Here is a 20735-nt window from a genome sequence, read left to right on the forward strand (position 1 = left end):
ACGTGAGCCACGCCCTCGCACCGCTGCCGCGCCGGGCCGTCGCCGCGCCGGTGCCGGTCCTGCCGCTGGTGGCGGTGGTCGTCCTGGCGGGCCTGCCGCCCACGGGGGACGGCGCGGGGCCCGCCGACGCGGTGTCCGCGCTGGTCGTCGGGTACTGCGTGATCCTGCTGCTGCGGAAGCGGCGGAGTCCGCTGTCGCCCCGCGCGGCCGTGGTGCTGGGGCTGCCGGTCGTGGGTCTGGCGCTCGCCGCCATGGGGGCGGCCTCGCCCCAGGCGGCGTTCGGCGGGCTGGGCCGCTATCTGCAGGTCTTCGTGCTCGTCCCGGCCGCCGTCCTGGTGCTGCTCCGCGGCCGGGCCGGCTTCCGGGCGCTGGCCTGGTCGTTCGTGGGGCTCGCCCTGTGGCAGGGGTCCGTCGGGGTGTACCAGTACGTCACCGGGACCGGCGCCTCGTACCGGGGCGAGACCGTCCGGGCGGTCGGCACCTTCGGGGCCACGGACGTGATGGGCATGGCGACGGCGGTGTCGCTGGGCGTGGTGTGCGCGGCGGGGATCGCGCTGGGGCGGGGCCCGGTGCGGCAGCGGACGGCCGCCGCCGGGTGCGCCCTGGTCCTGGTGCTGCCGCTGGCGCTGTCCTTCAGCCGGGGCGCCTGGATCGCGACCGCGCTGGCGTGCGCGGCGCAGCTGGCGCTGGCGGGGCTGCGGCGCGCGCTGAAGGTGGCGGCGGCCGTGGCCGCGGCGGGCGTCGTCCTGGTGGGCGGGTTCGGGGTCGGTACGGCGATGCTGCAGGAGCGGATCGGCAGCATCACGGAGGTCGCCGACGCGCCCGACCAGTCCGTCGTCGACCGGTACGCCCTGTGGGCGGCGGCGGCCGGCATGTGGCGCGAGCACCCGTGGACCGGGGTGGGGCTGAAGAGCTTCCCCGAGTACCGCGACGGGCACGCCACGCTGGCGCTGTCCTCGGGCAGTGACATCGCGGGCGCGGGCACGGAGTACCGGAGGCAGGCGCTGCTGTCGCCGCACAGCATGTACCTGCTGGTGCTGAGCGAGCAGGGCCTGATCGGGCTGACGGCGCTCGCCGGGGGCTGGCTGGCGCTGCTGGTGTGCGCGCTGCGGCGCCTGCCGCGGGCCCGCCGCCGCGGCCCCGACCTCGACTGCGCGCTCGTCGCCGTCGGCCTCCTGCTCTGGCAGCTCACCGACTTCCTCTACGGCGACATCGGCGGCCCCTCGACCGTCCTGACCGGTGTGGCCCTGGGCCTGACGGCGTGGTGGGCCCTGTCCCGCGACGACCGGGCGGGCGCCGCCCCGCGGGACGGAGCGCCCGCACGCCTCGAGGAGGCCGCGACCCGATGACGGTGCTGCCTTCGCAGACTCCCGGTTCCGGCGCCGCCGGGTCCGGGCCCGGTGGGCTCAGGACCGGCGGTCCCGCCTCCGGCCGGCCCGCGACGGGCTCCGCTCCGGCGGACGGCCCCCGAGCCGCGGAAGCCGGACCCGCCGGGTCCCCGGCCGGCACACGCACGACGACCGGCTTCCCCGGGGCCGGCGGATCCGGGACCGGCGGCGGTGACGGTGGTGAGTCGGGCGCGGTGTCCCGGAGGTTCCTCGCCCGGGCCGCGCTGGGGACGGCGGTGCTGTCCATCGCCGGGTCGCTGCTCGGTCTGGTGCGGGACCAGTCGCTGGCGCGGCTGTTCGGGGCCGGGAGCGACACCGACGCCTTCCTGGTGGCGTGGACCGTGCCGGAGATCGCCGCGACGCTGCTGATCGAGGACGGGCTGGCGATCGCGCTGATCCCGGCGTTCAGCATGGCGCTGGCGCGGCGGGCCCGGGGCGTGCCCGGCGACCCGGTGCGCGATCTGGTCAGGGCCACCCTGCCCCGGCTGTGCCTGGCCTTCGCCGCGGTGGCGGCGCTGGTCGCCGCCGGGGCCCCGTACCTGGTCCGGGTGCTGGCGCCCGGTCTGCCCGATCCCCGCCTCGCCGTCGACTGCACCCGGCTCACCGCGCTCAGCCTGCTGGCCTTCGGGCTCGCCGGGTACTGCAGCGCCGCGCTGCGGGCGCACCGCCGTTTCTTCGCGCCGGCGGCGATCTACGTCGCGTACAACACCGGCATCGTGGCGACGATGTTCCTGCTCGGCGGGGAGTGGGGGGTGCGCTCGGCGGCCCTCGGGGTCGCGGTGGGCGGCTGTCTGATGGTGGCGGTGCAGCTGCCGTCCCTGTGGCGGCGGCTCGCGTCGCCCGCGCCCGCGCCCGCCGCGACCGGGCCGGCGGACGAGGAGCGGCCGGTGCGCCTCGCCCTGATCGCCGCCGTGCTGCTGTTCGCGCTGTGCCGCCAGTCGCAGGTCCTCGTCGAACGGTTCCTGGCGTCCTCCCTGCCCGCCGGGTCCATCTCGCACCTCAACTACGCGCAGAAGGTCGCCCAGATCCCGATGACGCTGTCGCTGATGGTGTGCACCGTCACCTTCCCCGTGGTGGCGCGGGCGCTCGCCGACGGCGACACCCGCCGGGCCCGCGCCCGGGTGGAACGGGACCTGGTGCTGGCGTCCTGTGTGGTGCTGGCCGGCATGTGCGCGGTGATCGCCTGCGCCCCGCAGATGATCGAACTGCTCTTCCAGCGGGGGGCGTTCACCGCGGCCGACACCGCCGCGACGGCGAACGTCATGCGCGTGTACGCCCTCGGCCTGCTCGGCCAGACCCTCGTGGGCGCCCTCGTCCGCTGCTACTTCTCGGCGGGCCGCCCCAGCTGGTACCCGCTCGGCGTGATGGCGGCCGGCGTCGTCGCCACGTCCCTGATCGGCGCGGTGACCGTGGGCCGCTGGGGGGTGGCGGGGATCGCCGCCGCCAACGCCTTCGGCATCACCGTCACGGCCGTGCTGCTGCTGACCGGCCTGCGCACGGCCCGCCCCGGCGGGACGCCCGGCGTCACGGTCGGCGTCCGCGGGGTCCTGGGCCGGCTGAGCCGGCCCGTGCTCGCCTCGGTCCTCGCCGTCGCCGCCGGGACGTTTGCCGCGAGCCTCTTCGACTCCCCGGCGGCCGCTCTCGCGGCCGGCTGTCCGGCCGTGGCCGCCGTCTTCGTGCCGCTCGCCCTGTCCGTCCCGGTCGCCCGGCGCTCCGTATCCGCATCCGCATCCGCACTGCGCTCCGTACGCACCGTCACACGAAGGCTCACACATGGCCGCTCCCGTTGATTCCGTCGCCGCCGGCAGCTCCTCCGCGCCCCGTCCGGGCCCCGTCCCCTGGGTGGCGATGTACCACTCGGTGAGCGACTGCCCGGACGATCCGTACCGCATCACCGTCACCCCCGGGCGGCTCGAGCGGCAGCTGGCCTGGCTGCGCCGGCGCGGGCTGCGCGGCGTGTCCGTCGCCGAGCTGCTCGCCGCGCGCGCCCGCGGCGAGGGCCGGGACCTGGTCGGCCTCACCTTCGACGACGGCTACACCGACTTCCTCACCGGCGCCCTGCCGCTGCTGCAGCGCTTCCGCTGCGGCGCCACCCTCTTCGTCCTGCCCGGACGGCTCGGCGGCGACAACGCCTGGGACCCGCTCGGCCCGCGCAAGCCGCTGCTGACCGCGGACGGCATCCGGCGCGCCGCCGACGGCGGCGTGGAGATCGGCTCGCACGGCCTCACCCACACCGACCTGACCCGCGCGGACGACGCCACGCTCACCGCCGAGGTCGCCGAGAGCCGCGCCCGGATCGAGGCGCTGACCGGCGCCCCGGCCGCCGGGTTCTGCTACCCGTACGGCACGGTCGACGCGCGCGCCGTCGAGGCCGTGCGCAAGGCGGGCTACACCTACGCCTGCGCCATCGACCCCGGCCCGCTGACCGGCCCGCACGCCCTGCCGCGCGCACACGTCGGGCAGAACGACACGGCGTGGCGCCTGCACCTCAAGCTCCGGCTGCACCGGCTGCGCCGGCGCCCGGTGGAGGGCCTGTGATGCGGGCGCTGCACATCATCACCGGGCTCGGGGTCGGCGGCGCCGAGCAGCAGTTGCGGCTGCTGCTGCGTCACCTGCCGGTCGACTGCGACGTGGTGACGCTCACCAACCCCGGCGCGGTCGCCGACGGGCTCGGCGCCGACGGCGTGCGGGTCGTGCACCTGGGCATGGGCGGCAACCGCGACCTGGCCGCGCTGCCCCGCCTGGTCCGGGTGATCCGGGCCGGCGGCTACGACCTCGTGCACACGCACCTGTACCGGGCCTGCGTCTACGGCCGGTTCGCCGCCCGGGCCGCCGGGATCCGCGCGGTCGTGGCGACCGAGCACTCCCTGGGCGACACCCAGATGGAGGGCCGCAGGCTGACGGCCGGCGTGCGCGCGCTGTACCTGGCGAGCGAGCGGCTCGGGTCGGCGACGGTCGCCGTCTCCCCGACGGTGGCCGACCGGTTGAAGCGCTGGGGCGTACCCGCCCCCCGCATCGAGGTCGTCCCCAACGGCATCGACCTGGACCGTTTCCGCTTCGACCCGCAGCGGCGGGAGCGCACCCGCCGGCGCCTCGGCCTGCCGGAGGGGGCGTTCGTCGTCGGCGGCGTCGGCCGGCTCGCCCGGGGCAAGCGGTTCGACGTCCTCGTCCGCGCGCTCGCCCTGCTGCCGGAGGACCACTGGTTGCTGCTGGTGGGCGGCGGCCCCGAGGAGCACGTGCTGCGGCGCACCGCCCGCGAGGCCGGGGTGGCGGGGCGGGTGCTGTTCACCGGCGAGCGTCCCGTCGTCCCCGACGGCACCCCCGGCCCCGACCTGCCCTCGCTGACCTCGGCGATGGACCTGTTCGCCTCCCCGTCCGCGGAGGAGTCCTTCGGCCTGGCGGTCGTGGAGGCGCTGGCGTCCGGCCTGCCCGTGCTCTACGCCTCCTGCCCGGCGGTCGAGGACCTGCCGCCCGAGACCCGCGCCGGCGCCCGGCGGGTGCGCGGCGGCCCCGCCGCGTACGCCCGCGCGATCGCCGAGGTCCGTGCGGCGGGCCCCGGACCGCGCACGGCCGGCCGGGCCGCGCATCACTACAGCATCACCCGCAGCACAGCCCGCCTCATGGACGTGTACACGGCGGCCGTCACCGGCGCGTCGCCGCCCGCCGCACCGTGAGCCTCCGCCGCACCGCACGTCTCTGCCGTACCTTCGAGGGAGCAAGCCCGTCATGACCGACACCCCGACCCGTCGGCGCCGTCCGTCCCTGGACCGTGTCAGAAAGCTGCCGGCCTGGTCCGCGCTGGTGGCGGGCACGTCCCTCGGCGGTCTGCTCGGCGGCGCGTACGGTCTGTTCACGCCCCCGGTGTACACGGCCACCAGTTACGTCGTCGCCGTGCCCACCGACAAGGCGACCCCGGACGCGGCCCGCGGTTTCGCGCAGGCGTACGGCCGGGTCGCCACCCAGCTCGCGGTGCTCGGCGACGCCCAGGTGTGGGCCGGGGTGCCGGTGCGGACGCTGCGGGACAGCGTCCGCACGGCGACCTCGCCGGACGCGCCGATGGTCGCCGTCACGGCCACCTCCACGCAGCCCGGACTGGCCGTCGACATGGCCAACGCGGTCTCGCGCGCGCTGACCCGGCACGCCGAGGACACCAAGGGCAGCACGCAGGTCCGGCTCGTGCGGTTCTCGCGCGCGGTGCCGCCGGGCAAGCCGTCGTCCGCGTCGTCGGAGGTGACCGCGCTGGTGGGGGCGAGCGCGGGCGGCCTGCTCGGCGGCCTGGTGCTGCTCGCCCGGCCGAGGCGGACCGGCCGGGGCGACGACCCGGCCCCCGCCGCCTCGGTGCCCGGCCCGGCCACCGCCGCCGATGTGCAGCGGTGACGCGGCCGGGACGGCCCCTAGCGGGTGCGCGACCACCAGTCGAAGCGGAAGCAGAGTTCCCCGCCGAGCCAGTGCTCCACCCACCGGCCCATGTCCAGCGGCGAGCAGTCCTCCGGCGGCGGCGGCACGCCGGGCACGGTCGGCACGGGAGTGGGCGCCGGGGTCTGCGGCGTGGTGTCCGGCTCCTCCTCGTGGGCGCGTCCGAGGAGCACGGACCGGTAGACGCGGGACGATTCCGGGTTGTCGTCGCACTGCCACACGCCGTGCGGGCAGTAATCGGTCAGCGTGTTGTAGAGCGGCTTGTGCCGGTCGATCCACGCGAGCATGCGCCGCACGTACTCGGGATTGTCGCCGTTGCGGAAGAGCCCCCATTCGGGATAGGAGATCGGTTTTCCGTGGGCCTTCGCGAAATCGACGTGCGCCTGGAGTCCGTACGGTTCCTTCACCTGTTCGTCGAAGGAGCGCCCGGCCGGCTGGTCGTAGGAATCCATGCCGACGATGTCGACCGTGTCGTCCCCGGGGTAGCACTGCGTCCAGGGGACGGCGTCCCGGCCGCGGCTCGGGGTGAAGTCGAAGCGGAATTCCTGGCCCGGCACCGCGCGCATGGTCCGCACGATCCGGTTCCAGTACTGCTTCCAGGATTCCGGGTCGGGACCGCAGCGGTGGGTGTAGGTGACGCCGTTCATCTCCCAGCCGAGCACCAGCACCGTGTCCGGGATCCCCAGCTCGACCAGCCGCTCGGCGAGGACGCGGAAGTGGTGGTCGAACTCCCCGGCCGCGCCCCGCCGCAGCAGCTGCCGGACCTCGTGGTCGGGGACGCCCGCCTCGTTGCGCTCCTGCAGGGGGACGTTGAGGACGAGCATCCGGTCGTCCTCGGCGTTGCGCCAGCGCGCCCACGCCTCGAGGAAGCCGGCATTCCCCTCGATGTCGCTCCAGTGGTTGCCGGGCAGGTAGGTGTGGCCGACGCGCAGCTCGGCGCCGCCCAGCCAGCGGCTGAACTGCTCCATGCGGGCCACGCCGCGGGCGTCGGAGGCGAGGAAGGCGCCGAAGGCCGGGACGTCACGGAGCGGCGCCGGCAGCACCGGCGCGGGGACCGGCGGGACGTCGACGCCCGGGACGGCGACGCCCGGGACGGCGACGTCCGGGACGGCGGGCGCCGTGGGGACGGCCACGGGTTCGTCCGGGGCAGGCGCCGCCGGACGGGAGTCGTCGGCCGGCGCCGGCGCCGGTGCGGGTCCGGCCGCCAGGGCGGCGGCCACGACGACCGCCGCCGCGCCCACGGCCATCGTGCGGGCCCGGACCCGCCTGTGCTGTGGGGCCATCGGCTGCTCCTCTTCTCATCCACGTCCGCCTTCTGCCTGAACGATCCGTTCTTGACGAACAGTCATATGAATTCAGGCACAGGAAATACGGCGGTGCCAATGTCACTGCGGCTTTCGAGTGCCGAACTCGCCCGTGCGGGTGATCCGGCGCCAGAGGAAAGTGAGTATTCGTGTCGCTGCTCGACACCCGAGTCCCCGCCGTACTGCTGCGGACCGACCGGAATCCCTTTCACCACGGAACGCTGGGGGCCGTGCGGTCGCTCGGCAGGGCGGGAGTGGAGGTGCACGTCGTCGCCGATTCCGCGGGAAGCCCCGTTCGCCGCTCGCGTTATGTCCACAGCATGCATTCCCCGCCGCCGCCGGGAGCGTCCGCGCGGCAGATCCTCGCCGTGCTGCGCCGGGTGGCCGCACGGGTGGGGCGCCCGGCCGTGCTGATCCCGCTGGACGACGCGACCGCGATCGCCGCGGGCCGGCTGCGGGACGACCTCGCGCCCTCCTACCTGCTGCCCGAGATGCCGGCCGCGCTGTCCGAACGCGTCGCCGACAAGGCGGAACTGGCCGCCGTGTGCGCCGCCGCGGACATCCCGCACCCGCGCACGCTCGTACCGGACGGCCCCGGGCGGGCCGTCGACGACGCCCACCGGCTCGGGCTGCCGCTGGTCGCGAAGTGGAGCCGGCCCTGGCTGCTGCCGGCCGGCGGCGGACTGCGCAGCACCCAGCTGGTGCGCACCGCACGGCAGGCCCGGGAGCTGTACGCGCGCACCGCGGAGGCGGGCAGCCCGCTGCTGCTCCAGGAGTTCCTGCCGCCGGGCGAGGACCGGGACTGGTTCTTCCACGGCTACGCCGACCGCGCGGGCACCGTGCGCGCCGGCGGTCCGGGCCGCAAGCAGCTGTCCTGGCCGCGCGGCGCGGGGCTGACCGCGGTGGGCCACTGGACGCCCAACCCCGAGGTCCGGGCGCTCGCCGAGCGGCTCACCGGCGAACTCGGCTACCGCGGCGTCTTCGACCTCGACTTCCGCCGCTGCGGCACGACCGGCCGCTACCACCTCCTCGACTTCAATCCGCGCCCCGGCGCCCAGTTCCGGCTCTTCGCGGACAGCGCGGGACTGGACGTCGTACGCGCCCTGCACCTGGATCTGACCGGCCGTCCGCTGCCGGACGGGGATCCGGTGGCCGGACGGTCGTTCGTAGTGGAGAACTACGCGCCGTTCGCCGCGCTGCGCACGCCGTCCGGCGGACGCGAACTGGCCTGGTACGCCCGGGACGACCGCGCCCCCGGATGGGCGATGTGGGCCCTGTGGGCCCGCCACGTGTCCGGCCGGCTGCGGCAGCGGCTGGGCACGTCGGCCGCCGTGCCCGCGCCCCTCCCGGCCCCCCGGGCGGCCGCGCCCTCCCCGACCTCCCCGACCGACGACGAGAAAGCGAGCAGCTGATGATGTACGACCTCCTGGTGGTGGGCGCCGGTCCGTACGGCCTGTCGATCGCGGCCCACGCCGCGGCCGCCGGACTGAACCTGCGCGTGTTCGGCCGGCCCATGGCGTCCTGGCGGGACCACATGCCCGGCGGCATGTTCCTGAAGTCGGAGCCGTGGGCGTCCCATCTCTCCGACCCGGCCGGGCGCTGGCGGCTGGACGCGTACTGCGCCGAGCAGGGCCTGACGGTGCGCCACGCGCACCCGATCCCGGTGGAGGAGTTCGCCTCGTACGGCCTGTGGTTCGCCCGCAACGCCGTGCCGGAGGTGGACGAGCGCACGGTCACCCGGGTGTCGTCCGGTCCCGCCGGTTTCACGGCGGTCACCGAGGACGGGCAGGCGCTGCACGCGCGGACGGTGGCGCTGGCGGTCGGGGTGATGCCGTTCATCGAGGTGCCGGCGGCGCTGCGCGGGCTGCACCCCACGCTGGTGACGCACAGCAGCCACCACAGCGACCTGGGCCACCTCCAGGGCAAGGACGTCACGGTGATCGGCGGCGGCCAGGCGGCTCTGGAGACGGCGGCGCTCCTCGCCGAACAGGGCACACGGGTACGGGTGCTGGCGCGGGCGGAGCGGCTGCGGTGGAACGACGTGCCGCCGCCCCGGGAGCGCCCGTGGTGGCAGTCGGTCCGCTCGCCGCACAGCGGTCTCGGGCCCGGCTGGCGGAACTGGTTCTACGCCGAGCGCCCCGGCCTGTTCCGGAGGCTGCCGCGGGGGACCCGGTCGCGGATCGCGGCCACGGCGCTGGGCCCCGCGGGCGCGTGGTGGGTGCGGGACCGGGTGGAGCGGGCGGTGGACCTGCTGCCGGGCCAGGAGGTCACCGCGGCCGCCGCGGTGCCGGGCGGGCTGCGCCTGGACCTGGCCGGCCGGGACGGCTCCCGGCGCTTCCTGGAGACCGAGCACGTCATCGCCGCCACGGGGTTCAGGGCGCACCGTGACCGGCTCGGCCTGCTCTCCGCCGAGCTGCGCGGGACGCTGGCGATGCTGCCGGACGGTTCCCCGGTGCTGGGCCGCGGCTTCGAGTCCTCGCACCCCGGGCTGTTCCTGGCGGGCCTGGTGACCGCGTCCGGCTTCGGCCCGGCGATGCGCTTCGTGCACGGGGCGACGTTCACGGCGCCGACGCTGGTCCAGGGGGTGCGCCGGCGGCTGAGGTCGACGCCGGTGCGCGGGTCGGTCCCCGTCCCGGGCGGCGGCAGCCGCAGCGGGGCGCCGTCGCCGGTGAGCGGCTGACGGGCGGGGACGACGACGCGTCCCCCGGACCGGGTCGGTCCGGGGGACGCGTCGTCCTGCGGGTACGGCTGCCGGGTGGGGCGGGCCCGGCAGCCGACGGATCAGCGGCGGGAGGCGAGGCGGCTGCGGCGGTAGAGCACCGCGCCGCCGGTGATCAGGACGGCGCCGGCCGCCGAGGCGGCGATCATGCCGTCGCTGCCGGTCTCGGCCAGGTGCGGCGGGTTGCCGGGCACCTCCTCCTCCTCGACCGGGGGCTTCTCGACCTCGTGGGCGGGAGGCGTCTTGACCTTGGTGGGCGGGGGCGGCGTCTCCTTCTCGGGCTCTTCCTCCTCCTTGCCGTAACCGCTGTCGTTGACGCAGGTGTTGCCGTAGGAGCCGCCGAACAGCGAGACGACGTCGACGCCGTTGCCGCACGCGTTCACCGGCAGGTGGACGGGCACCTGCACGTTGTTCCCGGACAGCACACCGGGCGAGCCCTTGGCGCCACCCGTCGCGTGCGCGCCACCGGAGTCCGCGTGCGAGGAGTCGCCGTAGGAGGACTCACCGTAGGAGTCGCCGTGCGAGCCGTCCGCGGACTTCTTCGCGTGGTCGTGGGAGCCGTTGACGCACGTGTTGTCGGCCGCCCCGTTGAACGCCCCGACCACGGTGACGTCGTTGCCGCACGCGTTCACCGGCGCGTGGACCGGCGCCTGCACGTTGTTCCCGGACAGCACACCGGGCGAGCCCTTGGCGCCACCCGTCGCGTACGCGCCGTCGGAGCCGCGCGAACCGTGGTCGGACGTGCGGGAGTCGTGGCCGGACGTGGAGGAGCCGTTGACACACGTGTTGTCGGTCGCTTCGTTGAACGCCCCGACCACGGTGACGCCGTTGCCGCACGCGTTCACCGGCGCGTGGACCGGCGCCTGCACGTTGTTCCCGGACAGCACACCGGGAGAATCCTCGGCACTGCCCACCGCGTACGAGTCGGCGAGGGCGGGGGTTCCGTACAGGGACAGAATGCCCGTGGCGGCGGCGGCCGCCACGAACACTCCCCTGCTCAGGGTCTGTCGCAATGTGGTTGTCTTCCTGCTTGAAGAGTGGGAGCGGCCACGCGTTCTGGCCCTCCGCTGCCGCATGGCCTACTCCTTCTTCAACCCGACTCGGCGGAATCGGTTGCGCAGGTTCACCCGGTTGGCCCGCTCCTCACCCGGAAGGGGCCACCGGTCACGACACCACGTCCTTGCGGACGAACCCGCGGAACGCCAGCGCGAACAGCACCAGCGCGTACGTCACGGACACCGAGGCGCCCTGGATCATGCCGGACCACTCCGGGGTCGCCTGGACGGCGTCCGCCCAGGCGAACTGCCAGTGCGCGGGCAGGAAGTGCCGCCAGTCGCCGAGGGCGGTGACGGCGTCCAGGACGTTGCCGACGATGGTCAGGCCGACCGCGCCGCCGACCGCGCCCAGCGGGGCGTCGGTGCGGGTGGACAGCCAGAACGCGAGCCCGGCGGTGACCAGCTGCGACACGAACAGGTACGCCACGACCACCACGAGCCGCTGCGCCGCCGTGCCGGGGTCGAGCGTGCCGCCGGTGGGGATGTGCAGCGGACCCCAGCCGTAGGCGGCCGTGCCGACGACGAGCGCCACCACCGGCAGCAGCACCATCGCGGCCAGGCTCAGCCCCAGTCCGACGATCAGCTTGGACCACAGCAGCCGCATCCGGGGCACCGGCGCGGCGAGCAGGTAGCGCAGGGAGGACCAGCCGGCCTCCGAGGCGACCGTGTCCCCGCAGAACAGGGCGACGGGGATGACCAGCAGGAAGCCCGCGGACACGAACAGGTTCACGGCGGCGAAGTTGGCGCCGGACGCGGTGGCCGTGTCCATCAGGTTCACCCGGCCGCCCGGACGGTCCGGTTCGCCGCCGATCGCGAAGGCGACCACCAGCACGAACGGCAGGAGGGCGAGGACCGCGCCCATCACGAGGGTGCGGCGGCGCTTGAGCTGGCGGACCAGCTCCACCCGCAGCGGCAGGGTGCGGCCCGCGCGGTAGCCGGCGGCGACCTCCACGGGCTCGGCCCCCTCGGTGCGCCCGGTGGGCTCGGCCCGCTCGGTGAGCGTGCTCATGCGGAACCTCCGATCAGGGTGAGGAAGGCGTCTTCGAGGCGGCGGTGCGGGCCCACCGACGCCACGGGCACCTCCAGCCTGACCAGTTCGGCGACCAGGCGCGGGGCGGTGCCGCCGGCGTCGAGCCGGACCAGCAGCCCCTCGTCGGTGCGGACGGCGGAGGCGACGCCCGGCAGCGCGGCGATCTTCTCGGCGACCGGCTCGTCCACGGGCTCGACGGTGCCGACGAGCAGGGTGTCGCCGGAGCCGACGATCTCGTGCACCGGACCGGCCTGGACGAGCCGCCCGCGGTCCATCACCACGAGGTGGGTGCAGGACTGCTCGACCTCCGACAGCAGATGGCTGGAGACGATCACCGTGCGCCCGGCGGCCGCGTACCGGATCATCACCTCGCGCATCTCGCGGATCTGCGGCGGGTCGAGTCCGTTGGTCGGCTCGTCCAGGATGAGCAGGTCCGGGAGGCCGAGCATGGCCTGGGCGATGGCGAGGCGCTGGCGCATGCCCTGGGAGTAGGTGCGCACCGCGCGGGCGAGCGCGTCGCCGAGGCCGGCGATCTCCAGCGCCTCCTCCAGGTGGGCGTCCTCCGGCGGACGCCCGGTGGCCCGCCAGTACAGCTCCAGGTTCTCCCGGCCGGACAGGTGCGGCAGGAAGCCCGCGCCCTCGACGAAGGCGCCGACCCGGGAGAGCACCGGGGCGCCGGGGCGGACGGCGTGGCCGAAGACGCGGATCTCGCCGCCGTCGGGACTGATCAGGCCCATCAGCATGCGCAGGGTGGTCGTCTTGCCCGCGCCGTTCGGTCCGAGGAGGCCGAGCACCTGGCCCTTCTCGACCCGGAAGGACAGGTCCCGCACGGCGTACCGGTCCGAGGAGCGGGCGTAGCGCTTGCTCAGGCCGGTGATCTGGAGGGGCACACCGGCCAGTGCGGGGTCGGGCGCCGGGGCGGTGGTGCGGCGGCGGCCGGTGAGCAGCAGGGCGAGGGCGATCAGGGCGCCGGCGGCCGGCAGCCACACCACCCAGGCGGGCAGCGGGGCCGCGGCGGTGGTCACGCCGGGTGCGGTGGGCACCGTGAGGTCGCTCTTCAGGGAGACGGTGTACGTCGCCGGGGCGGCCGGGGAGGCGTAGCCGAGGTCGGTGGAGGCGAGGACGAGGCGCAGGCGGTGGCCCTTGCGGACCTCGTGGTCGACGGCGGGGAGGGTGAGCGTCACGTCCTTGCCGGCCTCGGCGCCCTCGACGCGGACGGGCGCGACCAGCTGCGAGGGGAGGACCTGCTGCCGTCCGTCCGGGCCGACGTCGTACACCTTGCCGAAGAGGACGGCGTCCTCGCCGGTCGACCTCACGTGCACGGTGACGGTCGGCGATCCGGTGATCCGCAGGTCGCCGCCGACCGGGGCGGACTCGAAGCGGGCGTACTGGCCGGGGAAGTCCAGGGAGATCCCGACGCCGAGCGAGGACAGCTGGGCGAGTCCGCCGGAGCCGCCGAGGCCGGGCAGGGAGGAGACGGCGGGCGGGCTGGCGCCGGCCGGGTTGGCGAAGCTCTGTTCGCGTCCGGTGAGGGGGAAGGAGCGGCCGCCGTTCGTCAGCCCCGGGTAGGTGTCGGCGCTCGCGCCGTTCAGCACGGCCTCGCCGTCGGTGGAGTCGACGCCTCCGGTGCGGGTGACGCGGAAGGCGGGGCCGGTGTCGGCGCTCTCGTCGCCCTTGAGGTACCGGTCGAACCAGGTGGTCACGCGCTGCTGCACGCGGTCCGTCTCCGGGTCGCCGCCGTCGTGGCCGCCCGCGATCCAGTCGACGCCGACCGGGGCGCCGCCCGCGCGGATCGCCTTCGCGGCGGCGTCGGCCTGGCCGAGCGGGAAGAGGGAGTCGCTCTGGCCCTGCAGCAGGAGGGTGGGCACGTCGATGCGGTCGGCGACGGCGGACGGCGAGCGCGCCTCGAGCAGTTCGCGCGCCTCGTCGTCCGGGACGCCGGACTCGGCGACCCGCTGGTACATCTCGCACAGCGCGGGCTCGAACTTCTCGCAGCCGCCGCCGGAGTTGACGAAGACGCCCGCCCACAGCCTCTTGAAGACGCCGCTGGGGAAGAGCGCCTCGGCGAGGTCGAAGTAGGTGATCGCCGGGGCGATGGCGTCGACCCGGTCGTCGTACCCGGCGCCGAGCAGCGCGACGGCGCCGCCGTAGGAACCGCCCGTCATGCCGACCCGCGGGTCGCCGTCCTCGTCCAGCTCGACCTCGGGCCGGTCCGCCAGCCAGTCGATCAGCCGGGAGACGTCGGCGACCTCGCCCTCCGGGTCGTTCAGCCCGATCTTCCCGGTCGACGCGCCGAAGCCGCGCGCGGACCAGGTGAGGACCGCGTACCCGTCGCGCGCGAGGTCCTCGGCCTGCTCCCGCACGTCGTCCTTGCTGCCGCCGAAGCCGTGCCCGAGCAGGACGGCGGGGCGGCGTCCTGCGGGCCCCGCGGTGAAGTACGAGGTGTCGATGCGCACCCCGTCGCCCGTGTTCATGACCCGGTCGGCGCGGCGGACCGCGGGCGCGTCGTCGGAGGCGACGGCGGTCCACGTACCGGCGCCGGCGAGCACGAGGACGGCGGCCGCGGCGGCGATGACCCGTCGCGGCCGCCGTGACCGCAGCCACCGCGATCCGGGCAGTCGAAGATCCATGCGTCAACCGTACGGGGCGAACCTGTCGGACGGATGTCGACCGCAGACCGAACCCGGTCACCTCCCGCAGGCGTACAAAACCGCCGCCGCGTACCGCGTCCGCGGTACGCGGCGGCGCACGACGACCGTGGTGGCGGTCGTCGTCAGGTGAGCGCTTCGGCCAGCAGTGCGGCGGTCTCGGCGATCAGCGGGTCGTCGGGCGCGGCGTCGGGCTCGCGCTTCGTCGTGAGGACCGCCATGACGAGGGGCGCGCGCCCCGGGGGCCGGGCGACGCCCACGTCGTGGTTGGTGCCGTACTTCCCGCCGGCGGTCTTCTCCGCGACGGCCCAGTCGGCGGGCAGGCCGGCCCGGAGCTTCGCGTCGCCCGTGGTGTTGGCCAGCAGCCAGCCGGTGAGCCGCTCGCGGTCCTCGGGGACGAGCGCGGTGCCGAGCGTCAGGCGCGCGTAGGTCCGTCCGATGGCGTCCGGTGTGGTGGTGTCCGTCACCCGCCACGGTTCGGCGGAGTTCAGCTCGGGCTCCCACCGGTCGAGCCGTGTCGTCCGGTCCCCGGCCGACCGGCAGAACCGGGTGACCGCGGCCGGCCCTCCCAGCTCCCGGAGCAGGAGGTTCCCGGCGGCGTTGTCGCTGTGGGAGACCGCGGCGGCGCAGAGCTCCGCGACGGTCATGCCCGAGGCGAGGTTCCCGGGCGTGCCGGTGACCGGTGCGTACCCCGAGTCCCTGACCTCCTTCTCGGTGTAGCGGACGCGCCTGGCCAGGAACTCCCCGTCGCGGTCGAGGTCGCGCAGCACGGCGGCGGCCGCCAGCGGCTTGAAGACCGAGCACATCGGGAAGCGTTCGTCCGCGCGGTACCGCACGGACTTGCCGGTGGCGGTGTCGCGGGCGTACACGCCCAGCCGGGCGGAGTGCCGGTGTTCGAGCTCCCTCAGCCGGCGCACGATCCCGCCGTCCGGCGCCGAGGCGTGGGCGCTCCCGCCCACGGCCAGGGCGGCGGTCAGTGCCGCGCCGGTTCCCCGGGCGAGCACGGTGCGCCGGGACACGGGCCGCCGTGCGCTGTCCACAGCCATTCCCTCCTCCGGGTCTGTGATCTTCAGCGCCCGAGGGTAGCGGGGAAGGCCGGGCGGTCGCGGGCGGGCGGCCGGAACCGTGGGGGGGGTGGGCACGGTCCCGGCCGGGCGGGGTGGTCCGGGTGCCTCAGTGGTTGCGCGGGAAGCCCAGGTCGACGCCGGTGGGGGCGTCCGCCGGGTCGGGCCAGCGGGTGGTGACGACCTTGCCGCGGGTGTAGAAGTGCGTGCCGTCGTTGCCGTAGACGTGGTGGTCGCCGAAGAGGGAGTCCTTCCAGCCGCCGAAGGAGTGGTAGCCGACGGGGACCGGGATCGGGACGTTCACGCCGACCATGCCGGCCTCGACCTCCAGCTGGAAGCGGCGGGCGGCGCCGCCGTCCCGGGTGAAGATCGCGGTGCCGTTGCCGAAGGGGGAGGCGTTGACGATGTCCAGGGCCTCCTCGTAGGTCTCGGTGCGCAGGACGCACAGGACGGGGCCGAAGATCTCGTCCTGGTAGGCCTTCGCCGTGGTCGGCACCTTGTCGAGGAGGGAGATGCCGATCCAGTGGCCGTTCTCGTAGCCGTCGACGGTGTGGCCGGTGCCGTCCAGGACGACCTCGGCGCCCTCGTCCGCCGCGCCGGCCACGTAGGAGGCCACCTTGTCGCGGTGGGCCTTGGTGATCAGCGGGCCCATCTCGGAGGCGGGGTCGTCGCCGGGGCCGATCCTGATCTTCTCGGCGCGCTCGCGGATCTTCTCCACCAGCGCGTCGCCGATCGCGCCGACGGCGACGACCGCGGAGATCGCCATGCAGCGCTCGCCCGCCGAGCCGTAGGCCGCGGAGACGGCCGCGTCGGCCGCCGCGTCGAGGTCGGCGTCGGGGAGGACCAGCATGTGGTTCTTGGCGCCGCCGAGGGCCTGGACGCGCTTGCCGTTGGCGGAGGCGGTGGTGTGGATGTAGCGGGCGATCGGGGTGGAGCCGACGAAGGAGACCGCCTTGACGTCGGGGTGGGCGAGGAGGCGGTCGACGGCCAGCTTGTCGCCGTGCACGACGTTGAACACGCCGTCGGGCAGTCCGGCCTCGGAGAGGAGTTCGGCGAGGCGGACGGAGGCCGACGGGTCCTTCTCGGACGGCTTCAGCACGAACGTGTTGCCGCAGGCGATGGCGAGGGGGAACATCCACATCGGCACCATCGCCGGGAAGTTGAACGGCGTGATGCCGGCGACCACGCCCAGCGGCTGACGGATGGACGACACGTCGACGCGGCTGGCGACCTGCGTGGACAGCTCGCCCTTCAGCTGCACGGTGATGCCGCAGGCCAGGTCGACGATCTCCAGGCCGCGCGCCACCTCGCCGAGCGCGTCGGAGTGCACCTTGCCGTGCTCGGCGGTGATCAGCGCCGCGATCTCGTCGCGGTGGGCGTCGAGCAGCGCGCGGAACCGGAAGAGGACCGAGGTGCGGGTGGCCAGGGAGGACTGGCCCCAGCTCAGGTACGCCTCCTTGGCGGCGGCGACGGCGGCGTCGACCTCCTCGACGGACGCGAACGCGACCTTCGTGGTGACCTCGCCGGTCGCCGGGTCCGTCACCGGGCCGTACGTGCCCGAGGCGCCTTCGGCGGTCCTGCCGCCGATCCAGTGGTTGACGATCTTCGTCATGACCGGGAACTCCTTCACAGATGGCGGCGACGGGTGGGGACGTGCCGTTCGTGCAGCTCGTGCGCCCCGGCCGCGGGCGGACGCGCCGCGGCCTCGGCCACGGGCCCATCCCACCAGGACCGGACGGCCGGACGGGCCCGACACAGTGTCGGCCGTTCGGGTCCCCGAGTGGACACATGACACTGCGGCGGAACCTCCGGCGCGGGGCCGCGGCGGGCGGGGAGTCGTCGCTCGCACCTCGCTCCTGCCAAAGCGAGGCGGCCTCCCGCGCCGGAGGCGATCGGTGGGGCGCCGGTGGCGGCGCCCCGGGGGACGTGCGGCTCGGTCATCCGACGGCGCCGGCGGCGAGCGCCGCGTCGATCTCGTCGGGGGTGGGCATCGCGGAGGAGCACTCCAGGCGGGAGGCGACGATGGCGCCCGCGGCGTTGGCGTGCCGCACGGTCTTCTCCAGGTCCCAGCCGGCCAGCAGGCCGTGACAGAGCGCGCCGCCGAAGGCGTCGCCGGCGCCGAGACCGTTGAGGACGTTCACCGGCAGCGGCGGGACCTCGGCCACCCGGCCGTCCCCGTCCATCGCCAGCACGCCCTTCGGTCCCTGCTTGACCACCGCGAGCCCGACCCCGGCGGCGAGCAGGGCGCGGGCGGCGGCGTGCGGTTCGCGCTCCCCGGTGGCGACCTCCACCTCGTCCAGGTTGCCGACGGCGACCGTGGTGTGGCGCAGGGCCTCTCGGTAGAAGGGGCGGGCGGCGTCGGGGTCGGTCCAGAACATCGGGCGCCAGTCGAGGTCGAAGACCGTGGCGTGGGACCTGGCGCGGTGGGCGAGGGCGGCGAGGGTGGCGGTGCGGCTGGGTTCCTCGCTCAGCCCGGTGCCGGTGACCCAGAAGACGCGCGCCCCGCGGATCGCGTCCAGGTCGAGTTCACGGGCGTCGATCTCCAGGTCGGGGGCCTTGGGCCGGCGGTAGAAGTACAGCGGGAAGTCGTCCGGCGGGAAGACCTCGCAGAAGGTGACCGGGGTGGGCAGGCCGGGGACGGGCGTGACCCAGCGGTCGTCGACGCCGAAGTCGCGCAGCGCCTCGTGGAGGTAGGCGCCGAAGGGGTCGTCGCCGGTGCGGGTGATCACCGCGGTGCGGCGGCCGAGGCGGGCGGCGGCGACCGCGACGTTGGCCGCCGAGCCGCCGAGGAACTTGCCGAAGGACGTGACCTGCGCCAGCGGTACGCCCGTCTGGAGCGGGTAGAGGTCCACCCCGATCCGCCCCATGGTGATCACGTCGTACGCCATCGCGTCCCCTTCGTACGGCTGGAAGGCATCTACGGCTTCACGGCTCCCCCCTGGTTCTAGCCCCGGGCACGAAGCCCTGTCAATGTTTTGTCCGGACATTCGGACGAGACTTTTTCCGTGTCCCGCCCGGACCCGCCGCCGCGGGGGAAGTCAACGCGCCCCGCCGACGGACCGGCGCGCGCCCGTGTGACGTTCCTGTCACAAACACTCCCGCGCCGTCACGGGCGTCACACGTGCGCGACCCTCCCGTCACACCCGGAGCACAGCCCCTGCCCCGCCGCCGACGGCTCTCGTTCACCGGGCACGACGCATACCTGATCACCAGCGCGCACCCGGCTCCCCCTGACGGCCGCCCCCGGCCGTCGCCGCGGTGCGCGCGGGGAGGTGCCACGACCATGACCGACCGATCGCTGTGGTCCTACAAGGACATCGCGGCCCACATCAAGGTGCAGCCGGACACCGTCCGCTCCTACCGCAAGCACGGCCTGCTGCCCCCGCCCGACCACGTGGAGGCGGGCAAGCCCTACTGGTACGCCGACACCGTCCGCAGGTGGGTCGCCTCCCGCCCGGGCAACCGGGGCCGCGGGAACGGCTGAGGTCAGCTCCAGGGCTCGACGACGGTCACGCCCGCCCCCGCCGCCGCCCCGCCCATGGCCGCGAGGGCGCGCGGGGCGGCGTCCAGGGCGAGGGCGGAGGTCACCAGCAGATCGGGGCGGAGCACACCGGCGCGGACCAGTTCCAGCATCGGAGGGTAGGTGTGCGCGGCCATGCCGTGGCTGCCGAGGAGTTCCAGCTCGAGGGCGATGGCGCGGGCCATGGGGACGGCGTGGCGCCCGTCGGTGAGGGCAGCAGGCCGACCTGGACGTGGCGGCCCCGGCGGCGCAGGCCGCTCACCGAGGCGGCGCAGGTGGCGGGTGCGCCGAGGGCGTCCAGGGAGAGGTGGGCGCCGCCGCCGGTGAGGTCGCGGACCGCCCCGGCCGTGTCCGCCGTGGCCGCCGCGTCCACGCACTCCGCGGCGCCGAACGTCCGCGCCAGGTCGAGGGCGCCCGGCGACACGTCGACGGCGACGACGCGCGCACCGGCCGCCGCCGCGATCATCACCGCCGACAGCCCCACCCCGCCGCAGCCGTGCACGGCCACCCGCTCCCCCGCCGCCACCCGGCCCCGCTGCACCACCGCCCGGTAGGCCGTGGCGAACCGGCAGCCGAGCGAGGCGGCCGTCGCGAAGGACATCCCGTCGGGGACGGCGACGAGGTTCACGTCCGCGTGGTCCAGCGCCACGTACTGGGCGAAGGAGCCCCAGTGCGTGAAGCCGGGCTGGGTCTGGCGCTCGCACACCTGCTGGTCGCCGGCCGCGCAGGCGGGGCAGGAGCCACAGGCGCAGACGAAGGGGACGGTGACCCGGTCCCCGGCGCGCCACCGGGCGGCGCGGGCGCCGGCCGCCTCGACGGTCCCGGCGAGTTCGTGGCCGGGGACGTGCGGCAGGGTGATGTCCGGGTCGTGGCCCTGCCAGCCGTGCCAGTCGCTGCGGCACAGGCCGGTGGCCTCGACGCGGACCACCACCCCGTGCTCCGCGGGCTCCGGGTCCGCGACCTCCCGCACCTCGGCCGGCTCTCCGTACCGCTCGAACACCACCGCCCGCATGTCCGGTCCCGCCCTCCGGTGATCGTCGCTTCCGCCGGAACGTCATCCCCCGGGTCCCGCCTTGTCGCGGGCGTCCCCGGTCCGCCGCGCGCCGGGCCGGCCGCCGAGCTTTGATTCATACCCCTAGGGGGTATAACCTGGAACCGTGGCCACGGCCACACCGACCCCTTACGCCTCGACGAGGAGCAACGACATGACCTCCCAGACCGACACCCAGGGTTCCGTCACCACCGTCTACCGGGTGAGCGGGATGAGCTGCGGGCACTGCGAGGGCGCCGTCTCCGGCGAGATCTCCCGGCTCCCCGGGGTCAGCTCGGTGCAGGCGGTCGCCTCCTCCGGCGAGGTGACCGTCGTCTCCGCGGCCCCGCTCGACGAGGAGGCCGTCCGCGCCGCCGTCGACGAGGCCGGCTTCGAGCTGGCCGGCCCGGCCTGAGCCGGGAACGCCCCGCTTCCGCACGGCGTGAACCGGGCCGCGGCGGCCACCCGCTCCCCGCGGTCCGCCACCACCTCGGCCCGGCACGCCACCGCCCCCGGAGCCCCTGACCCCCCTGGAGCCCCGGACGTCCCTGGAGCACGGAC

General features: G+C 75.3%; 16 protein-coding genes and 2 pseudogenes. 9 read left to right on the top strand and 9 right to left on the bottom strand.

Annotated features, from left to right (window positions below):
* Positions 1 to 2 precede the first annotated feature (2 nt).
* From ACZ8ZB_RS12135 to ACZ8ZB_RS12155, 5 genes are read left to right on the top strand one after another with little or no spacing between them, the layout of a single operon-like run.
* On the top strand, positions 3 to 1349 hold the full coding sequence (locus tag ACZ8ZB_RS12135; protein ID WP_470737724.1) for an O-antigen ligase family protein: 1347 nt from the start codon (positions 3 to 5) through the stop codon (positions 1347 to 1349).
* On the top strand, positions 1346 to 3178 hold the full coding sequence (gene murJ / locus ACZ8ZB_RS12140; RefSeq protein WP_470737725.1) for a murein biosynthesis integral membrane protein MurJ: 1833 nt from the start codon (positions 1346 to 1348) through the stop codon (positions 3176 to 3178). Before ACZ8ZB_RS12135 ends, murJ begins: the two co-directional genes overlap by 4 nt.
* The gene (locus ACZ8ZB_RS12145) at positions 3162 to 3926 is read left to right on the top strand and encodes a polysaccharide deacetylase family protein (protein WP_470737726.1); all 765 of its coding nucleotides are present in this window, start codon (positions 3162 to 3164) and stop codon (positions 3924 to 3926) included. The genes murJ and ACZ8ZB_RS12145 overlap by 17 nt, the downstream gene beginning before the upstream one ends.
* Entirely contained in the window at positions 3926 to 5062 is a 1137-nt protein-coding gene (locus ACZ8ZB_RS12150) for a glycosyltransferase (RefSeq protein ID WP_470737727.1), read from the top strand. The genes ACZ8ZB_RS12145 and ACZ8ZB_RS12150 overlap by 1 nt, the downstream gene beginning before the upstream one ends.
* Positions 5063 to 5114: 52 nt before the next feature.
* Entirely contained in the window at positions 5115 to 5765 is a 651-nt protein-coding gene (locus ACZ8ZB_RS12155; protein ID WP_470737728.1) for a YveK family protein, read from the top strand.
* Between the two features lie 17 nt (positions 5766 to 5782).
* Here the strand turns inward: ACZ8ZB_RS12155 and ACZ8ZB_RS12160 are convergent, their stop codons facing one another.
* Entirely contained in the window at positions 5783 to 7087 is a 1305-nt protein-coding gene (locus ACZ8ZB_RS12160; protein ID WP_470737729.1) for a glycoside hydrolase family 26 protein, read from the bottom strand.
* A 170-nt stretch (positions 7088 to 7257) separates the two neighbouring features.
* On the opposite strand from ACZ8ZB_RS12160, the gene ACZ8ZB_RS12165 reads away from it, so the two are divergent.
* Complete coding sequence (locus ACZ8ZB_RS12165) at positions 7258 to 8520, top strand: carboxylate--amine ligase (protein ID WP_470737730.1); 1263 nt, start codon at positions 7258 to 7260, stop codon at positions 8518 to 8520.
* 2 nt (positions 8521 to 8522) lie between these two features.
* Positions 8523 to 9788, top strand: a complete 1266-nt coding sequence (locus tag ACZ8ZB_RS12170; RefSeq protein WP_470741466.1) for an FAD-dependent oxidoreductase — start codon at positions 8523 to 8525, stop codon at positions 9786 to 9788.
* 101 nt (positions 9789 to 9889) lie between these two features.
* On the opposite strand, the gene ACZ8ZB_RS12175 is transcribed toward ACZ8ZB_RS12170, so the two are convergent.
* From ACZ8ZB_RS12175 to iolC, 7 genes and pseudogenes are all read right to left on the bottom strand, one after another.
* Positions 9890 to 10840: a chaplin family protein gene (locus ACZ8ZB_RS12175; RefSeq protein WP_470737731.1), complete on the bottom strand. Its 951-nt coding sequence runs from the start codon at positions 10838 to 10840 to the stop codon at positions 9890 to 9892.
* 151 nt (positions 10841 to 10991) lie between these two features.
* Complete coding sequence (locus tag ACZ8ZB_RS12180) at positions 10992 to 11891, bottom strand: ABC transporter permease (RefSeq protein ID WP_470737732.1); 900 nt, start codon at positions 11889 to 11891, stop codon at positions 10992 to 10994.
* Complete coding sequence (locus tag ACZ8ZB_RS12185) at positions 11888 to 14542, bottom strand: alpha/beta fold hydrolase (protein WP_470737733.1); 2655 nt, start codon at positions 14540 to 14542, stop codon at positions 11888 to 11890. The genes ACZ8ZB_RS12180 and ACZ8ZB_RS12185 overlap by 4 nt, the downstream gene beginning before the upstream one ends.
* Before the next feature lie 143 nt (positions 14543 to 14685).
* Positions 14686 to 15606: a class A beta-lactamase gene (gene bla, locus ACZ8ZB_RS12190; RefSeq protein WP_470737734.1), complete on the bottom strand. Its 921-nt coding sequence runs from the start codon at positions 15604 to 15606 to the stop codon at positions 14686 to 14688.
* 127 nt (positions 15607 to 15733) lie between these two features.
* On the bottom strand, positions 15734 to 17236 hold the full coding sequence (gene mmsA / locus ACZ8ZB_RS12195) for a CoA-acylating methylmalonate-semialdehyde dehydrogenase (protein WP_470737735.1): 1503 nt from the start codon (positions 17234 to 17236) through the stop codon (positions 15734 to 15736).
* Between the two features lie 188 nt (positions 17237 to 17424).
* Positions 17425 to 17520: pseudogene (locus ACZ8ZB_RS12200) on the bottom strand (5-deoxy-glucuronate isomerase); the annotation flags it as partial.
* 41 nt (positions 17521 to 17561) lie between these two features.
* Complete coding sequence (iolC, locus tag ACZ8ZB_RS12205; RefSeq protein ID WP_470737736.1) at positions 17562 to 18512, bottom strand: 5-dehydro-2-deoxygluconokinase; 951 nt, start codon at positions 18510 to 18512, stop codon at positions 17562 to 17564.
* Between the two features lie 395 nt (positions 18513 to 18907).
* On the opposite strand from iolC, the gene ACZ8ZB_RS12210 reads away from it, so the two are divergent.
* Positions 18908 to 19108, top strand: coding sequence for a helix-turn-helix transcriptional regulator (locus ACZ8ZB_RS12210; protein WP_470737737.1), 201 nt, complete (start codon positions 18908 to 18910; stop codon positions 19106 to 19108).
* Positions 19109 to 19110: 2 nt separating this feature from the next.
* Here ACZ8ZB_RS12210 and ACZ8ZB_RS12215 read toward each other — a convergent pair.
* A pseudogene (locus ACZ8ZB_RS12215) lies at positions 19111 to 20156 on the bottom strand (zinc-binding dehydrogenase).
* A 193-nt stretch (positions 20157 to 20349) separates the two neighbouring features.
* On the opposite strand from ACZ8ZB_RS12215, the gene ACZ8ZB_RS12220 reads away from it, so the two are divergent.
* Positions 20350 to 20589: a heavy-metal-associated domain-containing protein gene (locus tag ACZ8ZB_RS12220; RefSeq protein ID WP_470737738.1), complete on the top strand. Its 240-nt coding sequence runs from the start codon at positions 20350 to 20352 to the stop codon at positions 20587 to 20589.
* Positions 20590 to 20735: the final 146 nt, after the last annotated feature.

This window comes from Streptomyces sp. 12E (genome assembly GCF_055633275.1).